At 66.6% G+C, this 20,478-nt stretch carries 17 protein-coding genes; 12 read left to right on the forward strand and 5 right to left on the reverse strand.

Annotated features, from left to right (window positions below):
* Positions 1 to 803 (reverse strand): asparagine synthase-related protein (locus ACQY7V_RS04170; RefSeq protein ID WP_428639043.1); only part of this gene is annotated, 803 nt, incomplete at its 3' end.
* A 69-nt stretch (positions 804 to 872) separates the two neighbouring features.
* On the opposite strand from ACQY7V_RS04170, the gene ACQY7V_RS04175 reads away from it, so the two are divergent.
* The 4 genes from ACQY7V_RS04175 to ACQY7V_RS04190 are packed head-to-tail and all read left to right on the forward strand — an operon-like array spanning position 873 to position 5,414.
* Positions 873 to 1,871 (forward strand): hypothetical protein, encoded by a 999-nt coding sequence (locus ACQY7V_RS04175; RefSeq protein ID WP_428639045.1) that lies wholly within the window; start codon positions 873 to 875, stop codon positions 1,869 to 1,871.
* Positions 1,872 to 1,885: 14 nt separating this feature from the next.
* Positions 1,886 to 3,160 carry a lipopolysaccharide biosynthesis protein gene (locus ACQY7V_RS04180; RefSeq protein WP_428639046.1) on the forward strand — a complete coding sequence of 425 codons (1,275 nt, stop codon included), beginning with the start codon at positions 1,886 to 1,888 and terminating at the stop codon, positions 3,158 to 3,160.
* Positions 3,157 to 4,338: a glycosyltransferase gene (locus ACQY7V_RS04185; RefSeq protein WP_320836458.1), complete on the forward strand. Its 1,182-nt coding sequence runs from the start codon at positions 3,157 to 3,159 to the stop codon at positions 4,336 to 4,338. Before ACQY7V_RS04180 ends, ACQY7V_RS04185 begins: the two co-directional genes overlap by 4 nt.
* 23 nt (positions 4,339 to 4,361) lie before the next feature.
* Positions 4,362 to 5,414 (forward strand): glycosyl transferase family 1, encoded by a 1,053-nt coding sequence (locus ACQY7V_RS04190; RefSeq protein ID WP_428639047.1) that lies wholly within the window; start codon positions 4,362 to 4,364, stop codon positions 5,412 to 5,414.
* 32 nt (positions 5,415 to 5,446) lie between these two features.
* On the opposite strand, the gene wecB is transcribed toward ACQY7V_RS04190, so the two are convergent.
* Both wecB and ACQY7V_RS04200 read right to left on the reverse strand, forming a co-directional pair.
* Entirely contained in the window at positions 5,447 to 6,517 is a 1,071-nt protein-coding gene (gene wecB / locus ACQY7V_RS04195) for a non-hydrolyzing UDP-N-acetylglucosamine 2-epimerase (RefSeq protein WP_428639049.1), read from the reverse strand.
* Between the two features lie 32 nt (positions 6,518 to 6,549).
* Positions 6,550 to 7,695: a glycosyltransferase gene (locus ACQY7V_RS04200; protein ID WP_320836459.1), complete on the reverse strand. Its 1,146-nt coding sequence runs from the start codon at positions 7,693 to 7,695 to the stop codon at positions 6,550 to 6,552.
* Positions 7,696 to 7,874: 179 nt separating this feature from the next.
* Between ACQY7V_RS04200 and ACQY7V_RS04205 the strand changes: the two genes are divergently transcribed.
* From ACQY7V_RS04205 to ACQY7V_RS04235, 7 genes are all read left to right on the forward strand, one after another.
* Positions 7,875 to 9,080 carry a glycosyltransferase family 4 protein gene (locus ACQY7V_RS04205; protein WP_428639050.1) on the forward strand — a complete coding sequence of 402 codons (1,206 nt, stop codon included), beginning with the start codon at positions 7,875 to 7,877 and terminating at the stop codon, positions 9,078 to 9,080.
* 67 nt (positions 9,081 to 9,147) lie between these two features.
* Positions 9,148 to 10,455, forward strand: coding sequence for a nucleotide sugar dehydrogenase (locus tag ACQY7V_RS04210; protein WP_428639052.1), 1,308 nt, complete (start codon positions 9,148 to 9,150; stop codon positions 10,453 to 10,455).
* A gap of 5 nt (positions 10,456 to 10,460) precedes the next feature.
* Positions 10,461 to 12,395, forward strand: a complete 1,935-nt coding sequence (locus ACQY7V_RS04215) for a DUF6541 family protein (protein WP_320836461.1) — start codon at positions 10,461 to 10,463, stop codon at positions 12,393 to 12,395.
* Positions 12,396 to 12,484: 89 nt separating this feature from the next.
* Positions 12,485 to 14,284 (forward strand): MarR family transcriptional regulator, encoded by a 1,800-nt coding sequence (locus ACQY7V_RS04220; RefSeq protein WP_235361264.1) that lies wholly within the window; start codon positions 12,485 to 12,487, stop codon positions 14,282 to 14,284.
* The gene (locus ACQY7V_RS04225; protein ID WP_154478207.1) at positions 14,281 to 15,204 is read left to right on the forward strand and encodes a DMT family transporter; all 924 of its coding nucleotides are present in this window, start codon (positions 14,281 to 14,283) and stop codon (positions 15,202 to 15,204) included. Before ACQY7V_RS04220 ends, ACQY7V_RS04225 begins: the two co-directional genes overlap by 4 nt.
* 114 nt (positions 15,205 to 15,318) lie before the next feature.
* Positions 15,319 to 16,053, forward strand: a complete 735-nt coding sequence (locus ACQY7V_RS04230; protein WP_428639054.1) for a glycosyltransferase family 2 protein — start codon at positions 15,319 to 15,321, stop codon at positions 16,051 to 16,053.
* Positions 16,050 to 16,421 (forward strand): DUF2304 domain-containing protein, encoded by a 372-nt coding sequence (locus tag ACQY7V_RS04235; RefSeq protein WP_154478212.1) that lies wholly within the window; start codon positions 16,050 to 16,052, stop codon positions 16,419 to 16,421. The genes ACQY7V_RS04230 and ACQY7V_RS04235 overlap by 4 nt, the downstream gene beginning before the upstream one ends.
* 51 nt (positions 16,422 to 16,472) lie before the next feature.
* Here the strand turns inward: ACQY7V_RS04235 and ACQY7V_RS04240 are convergent, their stop codons facing one another.
* Both ACQY7V_RS04240 and ACQY7V_RS04245 read right to left on the reverse strand, forming a co-directional pair.
* Positions 16,473 to 17,369 (reverse strand): glycosyltransferase family 2 protein, encoded by an 897-nt coding sequence (locus ACQY7V_RS04240; protein ID WP_154478215.1) that lies wholly within the window; start codon positions 17,367 to 17,369, stop codon positions 16,473 to 16,475.
* Positions 17,370 to 17,431: 62 nt separating this feature from the next.
* Positions 17,432 to 18,595: an acyltransferase family protein gene (locus ACQY7V_RS04245; protein WP_428639057.1), complete on the reverse strand. Its 1,164-nt coding sequence runs from the start codon at positions 18,593 to 18,595 to the stop codon at positions 17,432 to 17,434.
* A 98-nt stretch (positions 18,596 to 18,693) separates the two neighbouring features.
* Between ACQY7V_RS04245 and ACQY7V_RS04250 the strand changes: the two genes are divergently transcribed.
* Entirely contained in the window at positions 18,694 to 20,451 is a 1,758-nt protein-coding gene (locus ACQY7V_RS04250; RefSeq protein ID WP_320836464.1) for a rhamnan synthesis F family protein, read from the forward strand.
* Positions 20,452 to 20,478: the final 27 nt, after the last annotated feature.

A 20,478-nucleotide genomic window follows, 5' to 3' on the forward strand; every position in this document is an offset into this window, starting at 1 on the left:
GGAAGGGAGGCCCCCCTCCAATTCGCCCTCCGGAAGGCCGTTCCCTCTGCGGAGGCCCATACGCGTCTCATCTCTTCGGGCACGAGGTCGATGCTGAACCATTCAACGCCGAGCGCCTCGGCCACTCGCCTTGAAATCGCAGTCTCGGACGATCCTTTCCTGCCGTATGTGAAAGTGAGGATCCGAGGGGCCCGCCGCTTGATGAGCCAGGCCAGGAGGAGCCGGGAATCGAGGCCGCCCGAGAGGGGGACGACGAGCTGGCGCTCGCCTGAGGCCTCGAGAAGCCTGTCGATCGTCGAGTCCAGGGCTCCGGCGAAGGCAGCATCGAATTCCTCGGGCGTCGACAAGCGCGCAGTGTGCGCGTAGGGAGCGTAGTGCACTCGCGTCATCGTGCCGTCCGGGTGGAGCGTCACCCGCTGCCCGGCCTCCAGGGAGTGGACGCCCGCGACGAGGGTCTCGCCGCCGACGGCGTATCCGAGATGATCGAAGAGACGGGCCTGCTCGACGTTGGGCTCCCATGACGGAAGCAATGCGCGCATCGATTCGATGTCGTCGGCGACGATCCACTGGCCGTCGATGCGCGTGAAAACAATCGGGAGGGAGCGCATCTTGTCGACGCTGATGACGACTCGCGGACCGTCGGTCTCGACGAGCGCCCAGTGTCCGGCGGTCTTCGACAGCTCTTCGGCGCTCAGATGGGCCGGTTTTGGCCCGAGGCCCGCGACAGGTGACCACGCGCGGGCCGAGCCGTCCTCGGACGTCGACCATCCGGGTGTCGTGAGCAGAAGAATCGGCGGATGCATGGGGTCCCCTCATCGCATGGGCGGTACGTGGATTCTACGACGCGGTCACGGGTCTGATTGAATGGCGATATGCGCGTTCTCCACGTCAACGACATCGCGAGCATCGGCACCCATCTGGTGCGCGAAGCGCGCAGTCGCGGCCTGGACTGGGATCTCCTGCCGATCGCCCGGGTCGATCCTGCGTGGTCGCCCCGGATGCGCCCCGTGCGACGCGCCCTCCGGGGGGCGGCGTGGGAGCTGCGGCTCTCCGCGAAGGCGCTTCCCTCGGATCTCATTCATGTTCACGGCGCCACGGTCGATGCGCATACGTGGTGGGTTCCCAGGCCGATGGCCCTCCATCTTCACGGTTCGGACGCGAGGATCGCACGATACGATCCCGCTCGCCGGAGCTGCGTTGAACGGGCGATCACGAGGGCGGAGCTCGTCTTCTACACGACACCGGATCTTGCCGAGCACGTGCTCGATCTGCGTCCGGATGCACTGCTCCATCCCGTGGTCGTCGACACCGCGGCCGTCCCCCGCGTACGCGAGCTCCCCGAGACGGGGCCGATCGTCTTCCCCTCGCGCTGGGACGACTCCAAGGGCGCAGACCGCTTGTTCGAGGTGCTCCGCGCAGTTAGGAGCGCAGCGCCCGAGGCGAGGATCGAGGGCGTCGACTGGGGGGCTCGGGCGCAGGAGGCGGCTAAGCTCGGCGTGCGCCTCGTGCCTCGCATGAGTCACGATGAGTATCTCTCTTGGCTATCGACGGGGCGCCTCGCAGTCGGACAGGCGACCGGCGTGATGGGAGCGTCGGAGCTCGAAGCGATGACGATCGGAATTCCCCTGGTCATGCCGCTGCTCGCGCGGTGGTACGCGGGGGACCATCCCTCCTTGCGCGACGTCCCCGTCGTCTCGGAGAAGGTCGATCGGCTCGACGACATCCCCGCCGCGGTTCGCGAGGCGGTCGCTAAAGGGATGGAACTGCAGGCGCCCACGGAGGCCGCATCCTGGGTCGCCGCTCACCACGGGCCGATTCAGGCCGTGGACTCGCTGCTCGCCTCCTACGGACGACGAGGGGCCGGCAGATGAATCGAGTGAGGCGGATGGCGGCTCGTTTCCGCGGGGTCCTCACCTCGAGTCCGCTCCTCCGCGGGGTGCTCACCCTCATGTCGGGCACTCTCATCGCACAGGGCGTCACCCTCGTCCTTCAGATCTTCATCGCGCGGACCTACACGGACTTCGACAAGGGGCTGCTGGGCGTTTACGGTTCAGTGACCGCTTTGGTCATCACAGTCGCGGCCCTGCGCTTCGACCTGGCGGTCATGCTCCCCGATGATGATCGGACCGCGAGAGTCGTCCAGCGACTCGCATCGCGATCGATCATCGCGGTCTCCCTCCTCACCTCGCTCGTCCTCATCCTCGGATCGCGGTGGCTGACCGAGCACTACCACCACTCCCCGGAGCTCGGGAAGTGGCTCATGGGGGCGGGGATCACCGTATTCCTCGTCGCTCAGGCGCAGAATCTCCGCTTCTGGCTCACGCGGAAGGGACGATTCGCCGACATCGCGACGGTGAGCGTGGTCAACGCCCTCGCGATCGCCGGGTTCCAGCTGATCCTGGGGCTCGTCTTCCACGGGGGCCTCGCAGCGCTCATGTCGGGCACCATTCTCGGTCAGCTCGTCGTCCTCATCGTGCTCCGGCGCAAGACGAAGGATTCGCGTTCCAAGGAGATCGGCGAGCCGAAGATCGGAGAGGTTGCGCATCGCTACCGGAGGATGCCGCTCCTCAACGGTCCGAACGCCCTCGTCGACGCGCTCCGCAACAGCGGGATCAACCTCCTCATCGGGGCGGTGACGATCGCGTCCCTCGGCCAGTTCCAACTCGCGTGGAACATCATGCAGGTCCCGGTGGGGCTGATCGCGGGCAGCGTCGGCCAGGTCTTCCTCAAGAAGCTGTCGGATACGCCTCGCGGCTCGATGAAGCCGCTCGTCGTGAAGACCTTGAAGAGCGCAGCGCTCGCCGCGGCCCTCCCCTTCCTCCTCCTCTACATCGTCTCGCCCTGGCTCTTCCCCTTCGTCTTCGGTTCGCAATGGGAGCAGGCGGGCTATTTCGCCCGAGCCCTCACGCCGTGGCTCTACATGAACGTCCTCACCTCGCCGATCTCGAATCTCTTCGTCATCACCGAGAATCAACAGCGAATGCTCGTCTTCGCGCTCTTCTACTGCGCCGTTCCGCTCGCCTGGCTCAAGTTCTCCTCCTTCGGACTTCTGGAGACCGTGACGGTTCTCGGCTTCTTGATGGCGGCTATGCTCGGGGTGCTCGTACTCATGAGCCTCAAAACGGCAGGGGACTTTGATCGTGGGGGGCGCTCCGCATGAGAGTTTGTTTCGTACCGTCGTGGTACCCCGCACCCGGATCGGAATACAACGGTTCCTTTTTCCGGGAACAGGCGCGCATGCTCTTCGATTCGGGGATCGAACTTCTCGTCGTCGTCACCTTCCCGGTCGGCATCGAGTCACGCGCATGGCGCAAGCGCCCTGAGATCGTCGATGAAGACGGAATCCCCGTGCTTCGGGTGGCGCTGCCGGCACTGCCTCCGGTGCTGGTGGCACTGGAGCACCGAATCCACCGATCGCTCCTCACCCGCGCCGTGAGGATCATTCGTCCGGATCTTCGCCCCGATGTTCTTCACGCGCACACGGTGTTTCCAGGTGGAACGAGCGCCGCCCTGCTCTCGGAGATCTGGAAGATCCCCTACGTTCTCACCGAGCACCGGCCCTCTTCGATCCGCGCTGATGCGTTTTTGAGACGACGCAAGGTCATTGAAGCCGCAGTCGAAGGCGCGTCGCTCCTCACGACGGTCTCCTCCGGATTCGCTTCCGCTTTGGCGCGTCGGTATTCGGGAACGCGATGGCTCGCCGTCGAGTTACCCGTTCCGGATTCCTTCTTCGGCGTCGAAAGGCCTCTTCGGCGCGGGAGCGGCCCGGTTCGATTCATTCACGTCTCGCATATCGACGAGAACAAGCGCGTGATTGAAATGTGCCGTGCGTTCGCAGAGGCCTTCGCCAACGATGCGGAGCGAGCGGCGTTATCCGTCGTTGGCGGTACTCCTGAAGCAATAGCGGCGGTCCGGAACTCGCTCGCCGGATGCTCCTCTTCGGTCCGGATCGATTTCCTCGGCATGCGGACTCGCGCCGAGACGGCTCGGGCTCTCGGCGAATCGGATGTTTTCGTCCTGGTGAGCGCGGTTGAGGCGGGCGGGACCGTCTTGTCCGAAGCGCAGGCAGCGGGACTTCGCCTCGTAGCATCAACGACGTGGGCCGGGGAGTTCGCCGTGCGTGAGGGAAACGGCGAGCTCGTTCCGGTCGATGATCGTCTTGCGCTCGTCGCTGCGATGCGGAGAATCAGCGAAGGGGAGAAGTACGACTCTCCGGAAGACATCAGGCGCGCTGCCCGGGAGCGCTACTCGACGGAAGCCTTCTCGAAGCGATGGACCGAGATGTATGACGCCGTTGTCAAGAAGTCGTTTACGGACAAGGAGGGGACCACGCTTTGACGCAGGTGATCTTCCATTCCCCGATGCGGGTTGCCGCTGACGGCGCAGTCGGTTCTGCGATTCGTCCTTATCGGATGCTCGAGGCGTTCCGTCAGGAAGGATACGACGTCATCGATGTCACGGGCACGGCGGCCGAACGGCGCGAGAAGGCGGTCGCCGCGCGGAGGGCCCTTCGCGCCGGCGACGTGGCATTCTGCTACTCCGAGCTCTCCTCGAGTCCCATCGCGATGTCGGAACCGCGGTCTTCGCATGTCGATCCGAGGGACGATTTTCAACTATTCGCCGATTGCCGATCCGCCGGGGTCCCCGTCGGCGCCTTCTACCGGGACGTTTACTGGCGGTTCCCCGGTTTCCTCGAGTGGCGGCGATTGCCGTACCGACTCGCAATGCGCTACCACTATGAGAGGGACTTGCGCCGCCTCTCTCAGACGGTCGATGTCCTTTTCCTGCCCTCGATGCGGATGGGGGACTACATCCCCGTGATCGATCCGGAGAAGTTCCGGGAACTCCCGCCCGGAGCGCCGATTTCGCCGCTCGCTCCTTCGAAGGAAGGGGTGCGCCTCTTCTACGTGGGCGGCTTGGGGCGCTTCTACGACCTCGCCGAATGCGCCGCAGCGGTCGCGCAGACTGGGGGAGCCGAGCTCACGATGTGCGTGCCCCCGGCGCAGTGGGAAGCGCATCGGGCGGACTACGAGCGATTCCTTTGCGATCGGATTCGCGTTGTTCATGGAAGGGGCGCTGAATTGGAGCCCTATTTCCTTCAGGCGAATATCGGGGTCCTCGCGATGAAACCGATCGAATACCGTTCCTTCGCGGCGCCGATCAAGCTCTTCGAATATCTCGGTCGAGGTCTTCCCGTCCTCGCCACCGAAGGCACCTACGCCGGTGACTTCATCGAGAAGACGGGGGCCGGATGGGCTCCGGAGTATTCGCGCAGGGGCATCGGGGACGTCCTTGCGCGATTGATCGCCGATCCGTCCGGGATCGGGGACGCTCGAACGTCGGCGTTGAGGGTCCGCGAGGAGACGACATGGGCGGCCCGCGCGCGTCAAGCGGCTTCGGCCCTCCTCGAATGATCGCGGGCCGGGCTCCCCGGCCCGCGTCGACTTCATCGTGATCGTTCGAGGAGCACCTGTGCGACCGTTTCGGCGGCGCGACCGTCTCCGTAGGGGGAGGCATCGGTATCGGCCGGTCGGGGCCGTTCGGCTGCGTGGATGAGGGATTCTCCCGGTTCGACGAGGACGTTCCACCCGAGTTCGACCGTTTCGATCCACTCGGTCTGCGGACGGACCGTCGTCGTCGGCACCCGCAGGAGGAAGGCCTCCTTCTGAAGACCTCCGGAATCGGTGATGATGCCCCGGGCGCGCATCGCGGAGGCGATGAGCTCCGGGTAGGGCAGGGGCTCGTGCGCGATGAGGTTCCCCCGATCGATCGTCATCCCGAAGGACTCGCATTTGGCGATGAGACGCGGATGGGCGAGGAGAACGACGGGGTGATCGATCGAGGCGAGGGAATCGAGGATCGACTGAAGGCGCTCAGGATCGTCGGTGTTGTCGGGCCGGTGAATGGTCGCGAGCGAGTAAGAGCCGGCCTCATAGCCGAAAGCGCTCATGATCGGGGATCCGATGCGGGAGGCCGCCTCGTCTCGGATCTTGAGCAGCACATCGGTCATGACGTCGCCGACGACGACGCTGCGTTCGGCGAGGCCTTCGTGAGCCAGGTGCTCCGCGGCCACGACGGTGGGGGCGAGGAGGAGATCGGAGGCGTGATCGGTCAGCACCCTGTTGATCTCCTCGGGCATCCGCCTGTTGAAGGAGCGCAGCCCGGCCTCGAGATGAGCGACCGGGATGTGGAGCTTCACCGCTGCGAGGGCGGCGGCGATCGTCGAATTGGTGTCTCCGTACACGAGGACCCAGTCGGGCCTGCGGGTCTCGAGGACTTCATCAAGAGCGGAGAGCATCGCCCCGGTCTGGCGGCCATGAGATCCTGAGCCGACGCCGAGGTGCACCTCGGGGGCCGAGATGCCGAGGTCGGTGAAGAAGACGTCGGAAAGCAGGGGGTCGTAGTGCTGGCCCGTGTGGACGATGATGTGATCGATCCCGGATGCCTTGAAGGCGTGATCGATGGGCGCGAGCTTGACGAACTGGGGACGGGCCCCGACGACGGACATGACGCGCATGGCGTTCCTTTCGTGGATGACGGCGTGGGCGATCAGCGGGGATCGGGGGCGTCGAGCGCCCTTGCGTAGGAGGCGACGAGTGAGACCGCCTGTTCGTCCCAGGTCGGGATCTTCGGCGGATCCGCTTTGAAGCGCTCAACATCGGCGGGCGTGATCCGCGCGATCGCCGATTCGAGTTGTGAAGAGGGGTCCTCGAGAACCCAGGTCCGAGCGGAATCCCCGAGGATCCGACGCGCCTCGACCAGGTCCGAGCAGAGCGGGGGGATCCCCGCCTTCAGCGCCTCCATGAGTTTGTTCGGCGTTGAAAGCGCCATCGAGAGGCAGGGCTGCTCGATGAGGCACAATCCGACATCGGCCCCCCGAACGTGCGCGACCACGTCGTCGGGGGTGACTGAGGGGAGCCAATGAATGTTCGGGAAGTCCTTCGCGGCCCGCTCGACATCGGGGCGCAGCGCCCCGTCCCCGAGAAACACGACATGCGCTTGGGGATGACGCGAGAAGACGTCGAGGATGAGCGGAACGGAGCGTCCGGCGGTGATGAAGCCGACATGAATGTAGAGGAGGGCGTCATCGGGGACGCAGAGCCGCGTCCGCAGATCCACGCGCTCCCCTGAATCGATCGGCGAATTCGTCACGACAACGGGCTCGACGCCCGGGTAAGCGCTCCGATACCACTGGGCGATGGGTTCGTTGACGACCGAGACGACATCGGCCTTGCGGATGTACCTGCGCTCGATGAGGCGCTGCACCTTCCGTCTCAAGCCCTTCGAAGCGATCGTCTCCGTCTCGAGTTCGTGAGCGTTATAGGCGAACACGGCGCCGGTTCGACGCGCGAGCGCGTGGGCCATCGGCAGGACGAAGAGGTTCTGGGCGGCAACGGCGGTCACCTTCTGATTCCGGAACGCCCGATACACGCGCGCCTGCCATAGCGTGAGGATTCTCAGGGCGCCCAAGCGATCCTTCAAGTTCGCCCCCCGGATCCGGATGAGCTCGACTCCTCCGCCCAGATCCTGACGGGAGGGCAAGTCCGTCGAATCGACCCCGACGATCCGCGTTCCCGTGAAGCGGCCGCTCGATTGGAGGCTCCTCGCGATCTTCGAGACCCTTCCGGGGCCGGCGAGCGGGGAAGGGTAGATGAGGAGGTTCAAGCCGGGCGTCCGGGGCGTTCGGATGCGCATCAGGTCCTCTCGTGCAGTCCAGCGTTGTGGGCGATTCGAGGCCTCCTCGCCCTCGTCGATGCTATCAAGGCGCTTGTCCGATCCCCTCGAATGAGCGCGTGAGGCGCCTCATCCCCGTCAGCCGCTACCGGGTATGATTCCGAGCATCCGTATCGAATCCTGGTGGCGGTGAGTGCCCGATGTTGACCCCTTTGGCGAAGGAATCGCATGACATCCTCGTGATTTCGCGCATTCACATGCCGGAGAGCTCGGCGGCCTCCTTCCGGCTCAGAGCGGTGGAAAGAGCGCTCGTCGCGGCGGGCGCCCGCGTCCGCGTCCTCACGACCGCGCCTCCGCCGGGGGCGTCCGGCGACGACGACCCGGGCGTCGAGGTGTCGCGCTGGCCGGCGCTTCGCGACAAGAGCGGGTACCTGCGGGGGTATCTCCCATACATGAGCTTCGACGTGCCGGCCTTCTTCCGGATCCTCGTCGCGCGTCGGGCGAGGGGGGCGCTGATCGAGCCGCCGCCGACCACCGGCGTCGTCGCGAGATGCGCGCTCGCGCTCAAACGCGTCCCGTACGTGTGGTACGCCCCCGACGTGTGGTCCGATGCGACCGCCGCCACGAATGCTCCGGGAGTCGTCAAACGGGTGGTTCGGGCGATGGAGTCCTTCGCCATGAAGGGCGCGCGCGCCGTGATCGCGATCAATGACGAAGTGGCGGGCCGTGCGCGCGAACTCGGCGCCTCGGAGGTGGTCGTGGTCCCGAACGGCATCGACCCCGCGGTCTTCGACGTCGGAGGGGACACGCCCCCGGATGCCGTCCGACGCGCTCTGGGCATCGGGGACGACTATTTCGTCTATGCGGGCACGGCATCCGAGTGGCAGGGCGCCGAGGTCTTCATCGAGGCCCTTGAGCTCCTGAGGCGCCAGCACCCCTCGGCGCAGATCGTCTTCCTCGGACAGGGGTCCGCATGGCCCCGCCTCGCTGAGATGGCGGCGGGCATTCACGGCTCGCCGGGGCGCCCCGCCGTCGTCTTCGTCCCCTCGGTTCCCCCGGACGAGGCCGCTCAATGGCAGCGCGGAGCCGTTGCGGCGCTCGTGTCGATCAAACCCGGGATCGGATACGACTTCGCATATCCGACGAAGGTGCTGGCCGCCTTGTCATGCGGATGCCCGGTCGTGTATTCGGGTGCGGGGCCCGCGCGCGAGGATATCCGGGAGGCCGATCTGGGATGGGCCGTCGCCCATGAGGCCCGCGAAACCGCGCAGGCGATGGCCGCGGCGCTTCAAAAGCGGCGTTTTCGACAGGAGCGGGAGCGCCTTCACTCGTGGGTCGTCGATCATCGTTCGATCGAATCGACGGGGCGTCGAGCCGCCGAGGTCCTTCTCCGGGCCGTCCGGTAATGCGGATCCCCCGCGCCGCGATGGCTACACTTGCGGGAGGAAAGCCCCGACTTCAGGAGATTCACGCATGCGCATCGCGGTCGTCGCCCTCGGCAAGATCGGCCTCCCCCTGGCCGTCCAATTCGCGAACAAGGGGCACGAGGTCATCGGCGTCGACGTCTCCGAGCGGACCGTCGCCCTCGTCAACGAGGGGAAGGAGCCCTTCCCGGGTGAGGCGCGCCTTCAGGAATTCCTCTCCGAGCTCGTGCCCGCGGGGCGGCTGAGGGCGACGAGCGACTACTCCGAGGCGATCCCCGGCGCCGACGCGGTGATCCTCGTCGTTCCGCTCTTCGTCGACGCGGACTCGAAGCCCGACTTCGGGTGGATGGACGCCGCGACGAAGTCGCTGGCCGAGCACCTCACTGCGGGCACCGTCGTGTCCTATGAGACGACTCTTCCGGTCGGCACGACCCGCAATCGCTGGAAGCCGATGCTCGAGGAGATCTCCGGTCTGCACGAGGGCGAGGACTTCCACCTCGTCTTCTCGCCCGAACGCGTCCTCACCGGCCGCGTCTTCGAGGACCTGCGCCGCTACCCGAAGCTCGTCGGCGGCCTGAACGAGGCGGGCGCGCAAGCCGGTATCGCCCTGTACGAGCAGCTCCTCGACTTCGATGAGCGCCCCGATCTGCCCCGTCCGAACGGCGTCTGGGACATGGGCAGCGCCGAGGCCGCCGAAATGGCCAAGCTCGCCGAGACGACCTACAGGGACGTCAACATCGGTCTGGCCAACCAGTTCGCCGTTTACGCCGACAAGGCGGGCATCGACGTGTACCGGGTGATCGACGCCTGCAATTCCCAGCCCTACAGCCACATCCACCGGCCCGGGATCGCGGTCGGCGGCCACTGCATCCCCGTCTACCCGCGCCTCTACCTCTCGACCGATCCCGATGCGAGCGTCGTTTCGACGGCCCGCTGGTTCAATGCGGACATGCCCGAATACGTCGTCTCGCGCCTCGAGGGCGTGCTGGGCGATCTCAAGGATCTCAAGATCGCGGTCCTCGGCGCGGCCTACCGCGGCGGTGTGAAGGAGACTGCGTTCTCCGGGATCTTCGACACCGTCGCCTCCCTCGAAAAGCGCGGCGCGCGGGTCGTGGTCGAGGATCCGATGTACACCGATGAGGAGCTCGCGGGTTTCGGGTGGGAGCCCTACCACCTCGGCGAAGCGGTTGACGCCGTCATCGTCCAGGCCGATCACGCCGCATACGAGGATCTCGCTCCGACGGACTTCCCCGGGATCAGGCTCCTGTTCGACGGGCGTCGGGTGACGGACGCCGCCCGTTGGAAGGGAGTCCCCCGTATGACCATCGGGGGCGGGCGCTGGTCCTCGGCGTCCTGAACGAGATGGAGGCATTTCTCTCCTGGGGGGCGCTCTACGTCGCGGCGGTGCTCCTCAGCGCCGTTCTCGTCCTCCCGGGGGCTCTTGCCGCGCGGAGCTGGGGCGCTTCGCCGACCGTCGCCCTCGGCGCGGGGCCGATCCTCACCCTCGGCTTCATCGGGGTGAGCGGCGTCGTCTTCGACCTTCTTGGCGTGGGATGGACCCCCGTGACAGTCGCCTCGGCCGCTGCGCCCGTCCTCGTCGCCTCGATGGCCCTCGCCCGGTGGTGCGCTCCGCGTTCCGCGCGCCTGCTCCCCTTCACCGCCGCCCCTGGCGGGCCGCGGCTCGGGAACCGGGTGTGGGCGGCGTGCGGCGTGCTGATCGCCTCGCTCTTCGCGCTCGTCTTCTTCACCGATGCCCTCGGGAATCCGTGGGCGATCCTGCAGAACCACGATGCGATGCTCCACCTCAATCTCATTGAGGGGATCCATCGTTCGGCAAACGCCTCGATCATCACCTCCTCCCGGGATGTCAGCGGTTCGCCGCTGTATCCGAACGGCTTCCACGCCTGGGCCTCGCTCCTGGTCCCGTGGACATCGACCCCCTTCGCGGCGAATGCGGCCCTCCTCGCCGTCGTCGGGGTGCTCGCGCCCCTCGGGGTGTCCCTTCTCATCGCTTCGCTCGGGGGAGGCGCCGCCGCCCTCATCGCCGGTCCGCTGCTGGTCTGGGCGACGATGTGGTTCCCGAGCATGCCCTTCCTGTTCTTCGCCCAGTTCGCCGCGACATTCGCCATCGTGCTGGTGCCGGGGGCGATCGCCGTCCTCCAGCGCCTGCTCGACGAGGGGCGGCACGGGACGATGCTCCTGCTCATCGCGGTGATGACGGGCGCTTTGTGCGTGGGCCATCCCGGAGCCGGTCAGTTCTTCCTCATCGCGTCCTGCCTCATCGTCCTCGTGCCGGTGGTTCGGCGCGCCGCGGCGGTGGCGGAGGGCGTCCGCGGAGTGCTCCTGGGCGCGGGCGCCGCCTTCGCGTGCCTGCTCCCGCTCCTGCTCATGCCCTTCGTCCCCCGTCTTCAAGCCTTGGCCCGCTACTCGACCTCCTGGCTGGACCCCCTCGAGCTCGTCGAGGAGATCCTCCTCTTCCCCCCGGTCGACGGCGCTGCCTTCAGCTATGCGCCCTTCGTTCTCGCCGGGCTGTTCGGCGTCGCCCTTGCGGCGTTCACGCGTCGCGGTGCGCTCGTGGGGGCCTGGGGCGCGCTCATCGCCGTCCTCGTGGTCGGTGATGCCCCCGAAGGGTGGTGGTGGGCCTTCGCCGGGGGGTTCTGGCGCGACTCGGGGCGTTATCTCGAGATCCTGATCCTCGTGTACGCGGCCTCCTCGGCTTTCGCGATCGAATGGATCGCCCTTCGCCTGTTCAACCGCTTGGCGCCCTCGGGCGGGCGGGCGCGTTCCTTCGTCGCGACCCTCGTCGTGGCGGCCTTCGCGCTCGTGAGCGTCTGGGGCGCTTCGACTGACTCTTCGATCTGGGCGCGACGGGGGTTCCTGCCGGGCTGGATCATCCACCCCCTGTGGATCTCCCCGGATGAGCGCGCCGGGCTCCTCGCCTCGGCTTCGGACCTCGGCGCCGATGACGTGGTCTACGGCGCCCCGCAGACGGGCGCCGGGCTCATCTCCCTGTACACCTCGGCGAGCGCCTATCACAAGATCGCGTCCGCCCCGTCCGCCTCCTCCGATGAAGGCTATCTCGCGCAGCATTTCTCGCAGATCCGCTCCGATCCGCAGGTCTGCCGGATCATCCGCGACGAGGGCGGGAACGCGCTGCTGTACACGGATTCCGAGGTCTGGCGCGACGATGTGGAGTACTTCTATCCGGGATACGCCGATCTCGATCTTTCTTCGGGCTTCACGAAGATCGCGAGCTTCGGGACAGCGGAGTTGTGGCGCATCGAGCTGTGCCGGTGAGGGAGTGCGGCACGTGCTGTTCACAAATCGTTGAACTGCCGTTATGATTGAACACATCTTCTCGTTCTTCAAGAATGAACAGGTGTGTGATGGCCCCTCTCTCCCGCGCGCAATTCGACGTGCTCCTCGCCCTCTTCCGCGCACCGGGTGCGCTCACCCAACGCGAACTCAAGGACGCGACGGGCATGTCCCTCGGACGCGTGAACGCGGCCGTCCGCGAATGCGAGGCCCTCGGTTTCATCGAGAACCGCCGCCTCACCGAGGACGGGCGACGCGCCCTCGACCCCCACAGGGTCGACAACGCCGTCATCATGGCCGCCGGACTCTCCTCGCGCTTCGCCCCCATCTCCTACGAGCGCCCGAAAGGCACGCTGAGGGTGCGCGGCGAAATCCTCATCGAACGCCAGATCCGTCAGCTCCATGAAGCCGGGATCACCGACATCACCGTCGTCGTGGGGTACAAGAAGGAGTACTTCTTCTACCTCGTCGAGAAATTCGGGGTGAAGATCGTCGTCAACCGCGAATACATGACGCGCAACAACAACGGCTCCCTGTGGCTCGTCCGCGACAGGCTCGCCAACACCTACATCTGCTCCTCCGACGACTACTTCACCTCCAACCCCTTCGAATCCCACGTGTACACGGCCTATTACTCGGCCGAATACGCCGAAGGGCCGACAGCCGAATGGTGCATCGCCACAGGGCCCGGAGGACGGATCACCGGCGCCACCGTCGGCGGCGCCGATGCGTGGACCATGCTCGGCCACGTCTACTTCGACCGCGCCTTCTCCGCGCGCTTCCGCGCGATCCTCGAAGACGTCTACCTCATGCCCGAAACAGCCGGGAAGCTGTGGGAATCGATCTACCTCGACCACGTCAAGGACCTCGACATGGTGATCCGCAAGTATCCGGCGGGCGTCATCTACGAGTTCGACTCCGTCGACGAACTGCGCTCCTTCGACCCGAAGTTCATGGAGAACGTCGATTCGGAGGTCTTCGACACGATCTCGCAGGTGCTGGGGTGCCCCAAGGACGAGATCACGGACTTCTACCCCCTCAAACAGGGCATCACCAACCTGTCGTGCCACTTCCGCGTCGGGGACGAGGAGTACGTGTACCGCCACCCCGGCGTCGGCACCGGCAAGATCGTCAACCGCCTCGCCGAGACCGAGGCCCTCGAACTCGCGCGCGAGATCGGGATCGACACGACCTTCCTCGCCTCCGATCCGCTCAAGGGATGGAAGATCTCCCGCTTCATCCCCAACAGCCGCATCCTCGACGTCGCGAACGATGAGGAACTCGCGACCGCGATGCGCATGGATCGGGAGCTCCACCGATCGGGCCGGGTCCTCGGACGGCGCTTCGACTTCGTCGAAGAGGGGCTGCGCTACGAATCCCTCCTCAAGGAATTCGGCCCCATCGAAGTGCCCGGCTATGACGAACTCAAGGGCAGGGTCCTGCGCCTCAAGGAGCTCGCCGATGCCGACGGCTTCGGTCTGGGCCCTTCGCACAACGACTTCTTCCCCCTGAACTTCCTCGTCGGAACCGACGGCCGGATCGACCTCATCGACTGGGAATACGCGGGAATGTCCGATATCGCCGCAGACTTCGGCACCATGGTCGTCTGCACCGAGGCGATGGATGAAGAACGGGCGAACACCGCCCTCGCGTACTACTTCGGACGCACCCCCACCGAGCAGGAGAAGCGCCACTTCTGGTCCTACGTCGTCTTCGCGGGCTGGTGCTGGTACGTCTGGGCGCTCCTCAAAGAGGCCGAAGGGGACAACGTCGGCGAAGTCCTCTACGTCTACTACCGCCACGCCGCGGACTACGTCTCGGGCCTGCTCGCCGAGTACGGGGCCGCGGACGGGGAAGGAGTCCGAGCATGAGATGGGGAGTCTTCTCCGGAGCCCTCTGGGGCCTGGACACCGTCATCCTCGGAATCGCCCTGGCGATGGCGCCCTTCGCGGGAGCCTCCCAGGCCTCGATGGCCTCCGCGCTCCTCCACGACGCGATCTGCGCCCTCATCCTCTTCGTCTACATGGGCGCGCGCGGAAGGCTCGGCCGCACTCTGGCGGCCATCCGAACGCGCTCCGGCAAAGCCATCGCCCTCGGCGCGATCCTCGGCGGCCCCTTCGGCATGACCGGCTACCTCATCGCGATCAACAACATCGGCCCCGGGTACACCGCGATCATCTCCACCTTCTACCCGGCCGTCGGCACCCTCCTGGCATACCTCTTCCTCAAGGAGCGCATGCGTCCGCGCCAGATCCTCGCCCTCCTCGTCGCACTCGGGGCGATCATCCTCATCGGCTACTCCTCGACGGGCAGCGCCACCTCGGGAAACGCGGTCCTCGGCATCGTGGCGGCCCTCGCCTGCGTTCTCGGCTGGGGCTCCGAAGCCGTGATCCTCGCATGGGGGATGCGCGACGACGAAGTCGATGAGGATTCGGCCCTCCAGATCCGCGAATCGACCTCCGCCCTCGTCTACCTTCTCGTCGTCGCGCCGATCGCCGGGGTCCTCGGATTCGGCATCCGCGCCATCCCCACCCTCGGGACCGGGGTCATCGCCCTGGCGGCCCTCGCGGGCACCGCGTCCTACCTCTTCTACTACACGGCGATCAACACGGTCGGCGCTTCACGGGGCATGGCCCTCAACATCTCCTACTCGGCCTGGGCGGTGATCTTCGCACTCCTCCTCATCGGCACGGTCCCCTCCGTGCTCCAGATCGTCTGCTGCATGGTCATCCTCGTGGGCACGGTCCTCGCCGCGACGCCGAACTGGAAGGAACTGCGCGCGAGCTGGTGAAGCAGCGCCGATGCCGGGCGCATGCGGCCCTCACCGCGGGGCCCTTCTTCTTCGCCCGCGCAGCGGCGTTATACGATGGTCGCAGTCCAAGGATGTCCGTCGTCAAGGAGCCGTATGCCGCAGGTGCGCCGCAATATGCTCATCATCATCCCCGCGTGGAATGAGGAGAAGGTCATCGGTCAAGTCCTCGCGGAGGTGCAGCGCGAAACCGGTGGCATCGCCGATGTCCTCGTCGTCTCGGACGGATCCCATGACGCGACGGTGGCGATCGCCCGGCGATCCGGTGTCCGCGTGCTCGATCTTCCCATGAACCTCGGCGTCGGGGGAGCGATGCGGGCGGGCTACTTGTACGCCGCGAGGAAGGGCTACGACTGGGCCGTCCAACTCGACGCGGACGGCCAGCACGACCCGGCCGAGATCCCCGCGATGCGCGACGAGATGCTCGCATCGGGGACGGACCTGCTCATCGGCGCCCGATTCGCCGGCAAGGGCGACTACGAGGTGCACGGGCCGCGCATGATGGCCATGCGCGTCCTCTCCTTCATCCTGTCGCGGGTGTGCGGGACGCGCCTGACCGACACGACATCGGGCTTCAAGATGTGCAACCGGAGGGCGATCGACTTCTTCGCGCGGAACTACCCCGCGGAATACCTGGGCGACACGATCGAGCTCCTCGTCCTCGCGGCCAGGGAGGGGTTCGTCATCCGTCAGATCCCCGTCGAGATGCGTCCGCGCGCGGGAGGCACGCCCTCCCATGACGCGCTGAAGTCGGCCCGCTTCCTGATCCGCGCCTTCGTCGCCCTCGGCATCGCTCTCACACGACCCCACAAGAAGGGGAATGCGGCATGAACCAAACGTACTGGCTCGGCGTCGTCTTCACGGGGATCGTGCTCATCGCGATCTTCCTGAGCCTGCGCAATTCCGGGATGAAGCAGCGGTACGCGACGTGGTGGATCGTCATCGCGATCGCGAGCGCGGTCTTCTCGATCTTCCCCGCGGCCCTGCACGGCGTGTCGCACATGCTCGGGATCGTCGTCCCCCTGAACTTCGCGTTCTTCGCAGCGGGCATCGTCCTGCTCCTGCTGTCCCTGCGATACTCCATCGATCTGTCGAAGGCGGGCGAGGAGAGGCGGCGCCTCGTCGAGGAGATCGCCCTGCTCAACGCCCGAATCGACGAGCTGGAGACTCGGGCGGAGACGAAGCGGTCCGAGGATTAGCCCGCCAGGGGCCTAAGCGAGCCCCTCGGCCCGCTCGTGTTCGGGCGCGCCCTAGTCCCTCGTGCGGCCCAGCGCGTGATGCAGGAGGGTCGCGACGGCCGTCTTGTCCTTGCGGCCGATCGCCTTGGGGACGAGGGCGAGGGCGTGCGCCCTCGAGGTCGAATGAATGCGCGCAGCCCGCGCGGCCCGGCGCCACCCGTTGCCTTCCGCGATGGAGCCGGCCAGGGCGAAGTAGCGGCGCTCGCCGTCGAATCGGCGGCCGTCGAACAGCGCGGTCGACGAGGCCGACTCCGCGTGCCGCCGGTACGAGAAGCAGACGTGGGGATCGATGAGGAGCGCCGAGCCCCGGGCGACCATGTCGATGACCAGGGCGAGATCCTGGATGATGGGGAAGCCCTCCCTGAAGGGGACGGCGGCGATCGCTTCCCTTTCGAAGACGAGCGAGGGCCAGTAGAGCCAGTCCGCGCGCAGGAGGGAAGCCGCGAGCGCCTCGCCCGACAGGATGCGCGGACCCGACGCGGAAGGGCGCAGGAGCGCCTTCACCCGATCGACGAGGGGCGAGATCACCGTCCCGGACGAATCGATGATCTCCACTCCGGGCTGGATGATCTGCGCATGCGGGAAGCGCCGGTGCAGGTGGAGGACGCGTCGGACGAAATCGGGATGAGGGACGTCGTCGCATCCGAGCAGCATGACGAGCTCGGCCGTCGCCATCTCGAGGCAGCGCCGGTAGTTGGCGGTGATGCCGAGGTTCTGCTCGTTGCGGATGTAGACGATCCGAGGATCGTCGAGAGCCGCGAAGTGCTCGGCGACCGCCGGATCCGGGTAGCAGTCGTCGACGACCGTCAAGCGCCAGTCCTCGCAATCCTGAGCGCGAACGGCGTCAACGGTCTCATAGAGGTAGGCCGGTTCTCCCCAGAACGGAAGCATGATGTCGAGGCTGTGCATGCCCTCCCCCTCTCCTGGAAGTCGCATCGAGAGCGTGTTCAAGTCTAGGCGCAGGCGGCGCTTCAGCCGAGCGCACCGCCCGCAGTGGCCGGCGCCTTTGCGCCCTCGTCATCGCGCGCATGAGGGGGACGAGGCGCCGAGCCGAGGCGGATGTCCGCCCAGGGCGCCTTTCCGCGCGTCCATCGCATGGCGGCCCGCTCGATGCCGAACCAACTGGCCGTCGCGAGGACGAGGGTCAGCGCGAGGGCGATGAGCAGGAGCGGAACGAATCCGAGTCGATTCACCCCGAGCAGGATGAGGAGCTGGATGACGGGGAAGTGGAAGATGTACACCCCGTAGGAGACGTCGTGAACCTGGACGATCCTCGGCGAGGGGAGGACCGCTCCGAGGTAGAGGACGAGATAGGCCAGGGCCGGCGCCGCGGCCTGCTTCCCGAAGGAGGGGATGAAGGCGATGAGGCCCCACGCTACGACGAGGGCGATCGCCGCGATCCACCCGCGCATCGGGAGGCGATCCCTCACCTGATGGATGAGCGCTCCCCCGAGGAAGTAGGGGAGCATGAAGATCAAGAGCGCCAACTCCGCGTTGTTCCCGAAATAGGGGTTGAGGCGCCCGATCCCCGCGTGCGCGAGGAGCGAGACCGCGAAGAGGAGCGCAGTCGGCCACGCGCGCTTCCGGATGAACGCCCATGACATGAAGACGCCGATGATGATGTAGCACCAGAACTCGTAGTACAGGCTCCACAGCGAGCCGTTCCAGGCGCTCGGGTACGGCACCTGCGAAAGCGTCGTCCCGATGTTGTAGTAGCCGACCCTCAAGAAGATGTTCGAGTAGATGAAATCGAGCGGCGTCGGCGGAGTCGAGAAATAGCCGTCGAGAGTCCCCTTCTCGATGACGTGCGCCATCGGCCCGAGGACGAGGGCGACGAAGACCAGCGAAACGAGGAAGCCCGGGAAGATCCGCGCGACGCGATTGATCAGGTAGGTCCCCGCGTTCGAGCGCGTGCGCGACCCCGTGATGAGGTAGCCGGAGATCCCGAAGAATCCGACGACCGCCCACGACCCCAGATGCTGGCCGTACACGACGACGCCGTCCCCGACTCCCGCCAGGATCTGAGCATGGGAGAAGACGACGAGAAGGGCGAGAACGAGCCTGAGCATGTTCAAGGCGTTGTCGCGCGAATCGAGATCACGAGTGTTGAAGGGCGAGCGCACCCCGAAATCCATGGATCCCCTCCTCGAGGTCACGAGGGCCCGATGGCGCGGAGAGGGCCGGGGTATCGTTGTCTGGTCGCGCTGTCGTGGGGAGGCGGAGTCCAACAGCAATGAATCGAGCCGGGATCTACCTGCTGCATGACCGCTCGGGGCGGGTCGACGACTACGTGCTCGACGTCCTCGACAGTCTCGAGCCCTTCCTGTCGTGGAGGCTCGTCGTCGCCAACGGCGCTCTGGCGCAAGGGGAACGCGATCGTCTGCTCGAGCACTGCGACGCGGTGCTGGAGCGCCCGAACGAAGGCTACGACGTCGGCGGATATCACGATGCCCTGGAGCGCATCGGATGGGACTCGCTCTCCCGCTTCGACGAACTCGTCCTGATGAACAACACCTTCTTCGCGCCGATCCGCCCATGGGCCCCGGTCTTCGAGGAAGCGGAGAAGCAGGACGCCGCATTCTGGGGGCTGACCGATCACGCGGAGCTCAGGCCCCATCCCTTCCTCGCCGCCACCCGCATGCCCCGCCACATCCAGTCCCATTTCATCGCCGTCAGACGCGAACTCCTGGAGGCCGCCGCATTCCGGGAGTACTGGGAGCGGATGCCGCCGATCCGCTCGTACCGGGACTCGATCGCCCACCACGAATCCCGATTCACTCCGCACTTCGCGCATCTCGGATTCCGATGGTGGACCGCCTTCGCGCACACCGGGTTCTCCACCGGCAATCCCTCGATCCTCGAGCCGATCGCGCTCATGGAAGCCGGATGCCCGATCCTCAAACGGCGCGTCTTCTTCCACGACCCCGTTTACATGGCCGCAGCAGGGGTCGACGCCTCGGAGGTGATGCGCGCGGCCGAAGGATTCGGATTCGCCTCCGACAGGATCCTGGCGGGGGTGGTCAGAACGAGCTCTCCCCGCTCCTTGTGGGCCAATGCCCGCCTGACCGAAGTGCTGGGGGAGCGCCCCGAGCCTCCGAGGAGCGCCGATCCGCTCACCGTTCATGCGCATGTGACCTCGGCGGAGCGCATCGAGCCGCTCCTGAGCAGGATCAGCCGCATTCCGTCAGCGGCCCGGATCATTCTGAGCTGCCCGGATCCGGAGCTCATCGAAGGACTCGAAGCGCAATGCGCGCGCAAGGGGCTGGAGGCGGAGACGAGACTCGCCCCCCTCGAAGGAATGCCGTCGCTCCTGGCGCTGTTCACCGCCGCCCCCGAGAGCGTCGAGGAGGCCGAGGGGCTCGTCCTCGATCTCGGCGAGGACGGGCTCGCAGCCCCCGAAGAGCCCCTCCTCGCCTCCTCGGCGCAACTCGAAGCGGCGCGCGCCCTCTTCCGCGCTCATCCCAACCTCGGCGTGGCGATGCCGATGCCCCCCGAGAGCCTCGGGGAGTCGGAGGACTCATGGCGCCCCCTCCTCCCCGAGGCGCGGGGCATCGCCGGCGAACTGCGCATCGGCGTGCCGCTCGACGAGCGGATCCCCCTGGCTCCCGGGACGGGCCCGGTGCTCTTCAGGCCCGTCGCGCTCCGCCGATTCGCCCTCGAAAAGGAAACCCTTCTCGGGATCTGCAAGAGGGGGAGCGACTCGATGCGGGCGCTCATGATGCTCATCGCATACGAGGCCGCGGAATCTGGCCACCACTGCCGCTACCTGCTTCCCGCCTCCCGCGCGCCGCGCGCCGAGGCCTCCTTCGAAGAGGCCCTCAGCGCACTCGCCGAGGGGCGCGAGGACGGCGCCGGCACTCCGGGGCGCGGGGGCCTTCGAGGAATCGCCCGCGCGCTCAGCCGAGGACTTCGGCGGATCCCGATCTGCGTCGTCGCCGTCAGACGGGTGCGCGCCCTCATCGACTCGCGGCGAGATCGGCGTCGCGGCTAGCGTCGCCGGAGAGGCCCGAATCCGGGC

The sequence above is a fragment of the Schaalia sp. genome, from assembly GCF_050312375.1.
GTDB classification, from domain to species: Bacteria; Actinomycetota; Actinomycetes; order Actinomycetales; family Actinomycetaceae; genus Pauljensenia; species Pauljensenia hyovaginalis.

Coding starts and splice junctions, on each gene's coding strand:
- ACQY7V_RS04175 (WP_428639045.1), top strand. CDS start 873: ATGCGCGTTCTCCACGTCAACGACATCGCGAGCATCGGCACCCATCTG.
- ACQY7V_RS04180 (WP_428639046.1), top strand. CDS start 1,886: ATGGCGGCTCGTTTCCGCGGGGTCCTCACCTCGAGTCCGCTCCTCCGC.
- ACQY7V_RS04185 (WP_320836458.1), top strand. CDS start 3,157: ATGAGAGTTTGTTTCGTACCGTCGTGGTACCCCGCACCCGGATCGGAA.
- ACQY7V_RS04190 (WP_428639047.1), top strand. CDS start 4,362: ATGCGGGTTGCCGCTGACGGCGCAGTCGGTTCTGCGATTCGTCCTTAT.
- wecB (WP_428639049.1), bottom strand. CDS start 6,517: ATGCGCGTCATGTCCGTCGTCGGGGCCCGTCCCCAGTTCGTCAAGCTC.
- ACQY7V_RS04200 (WP_320836459.1), bottom strand. CDS start 7,695: ATGCGCATCCGAACGCCCCGGACGCCCGGCTTGAACCTCCTCATCTAC.
- ACQY7V_RS04205 (WP_428639050.1), top strand. CDS start 7,875: ATGTTGACCCCTTTGGCGAAGGAATCGCATGACATCCTCGTGATTTCG.
- ACQY7V_RS04210 (WP_428639052.1), top strand. CDS start 9,148: ATGCGCATCGCGGTCGTCGCCCTCGGCAAGATCGGCCTCCCCCTGGCC.
- ACQY7V_RS04215 (WP_320836461.1), top strand. CDS start 10,461: ATGGAGGCATTTCTCTCCTGGGGGGCGCTCTACGTCGCGGCGGTGCTC.
- ACQY7V_RS04220 (WP_235361264.1), top strand. CDS start 12,485: ATGGCCCCTCTCTCCCGCGCGCAATTCGACGTGCTCCTCGCCCTCTTC.
- ACQY7V_RS04225 (WP_154478207.1), top strand. CDS start 14,281: ATGAGATGGGGAGTCTTCTCCGGAGCCCTCTGGGGCCTGGACACCGTC.
- ACQY7V_RS04230 (WP_428639054.1), top strand. CDS start 15,319: ATGCCGCAGGTGCGCCGCAATATGCTCATCATCATCCCCGCGTGGAAT.
- ACQY7V_RS04235 (WP_154478212.1), top strand. CDS start 16,050: ATGAACCAAACGTACTGGCTCGGCGTCGTCTTCACGGGGATCGTGCTC.
- ACQY7V_RS04240 (WP_154478215.1), bottom strand. CDS start 17,369: ATGCACAGCCTCGACATCATGCTTCCGTTCTGGGGAGAACCGGCCTAC.
- ACQY7V_RS04245 (WP_428639057.1), bottom strand. CDS start 18,595: ATGGATTTCGGGGTGCGCTCGCCCTTCAACACTCGTGATCTCGATTCG.
- ACQY7V_RS04250 (WP_320836464.1), top strand. CDS start 18,694: ATGAATCGAGCCGGGATCTACCTGCTGCATGACCGCTCGGGGCGGGTC.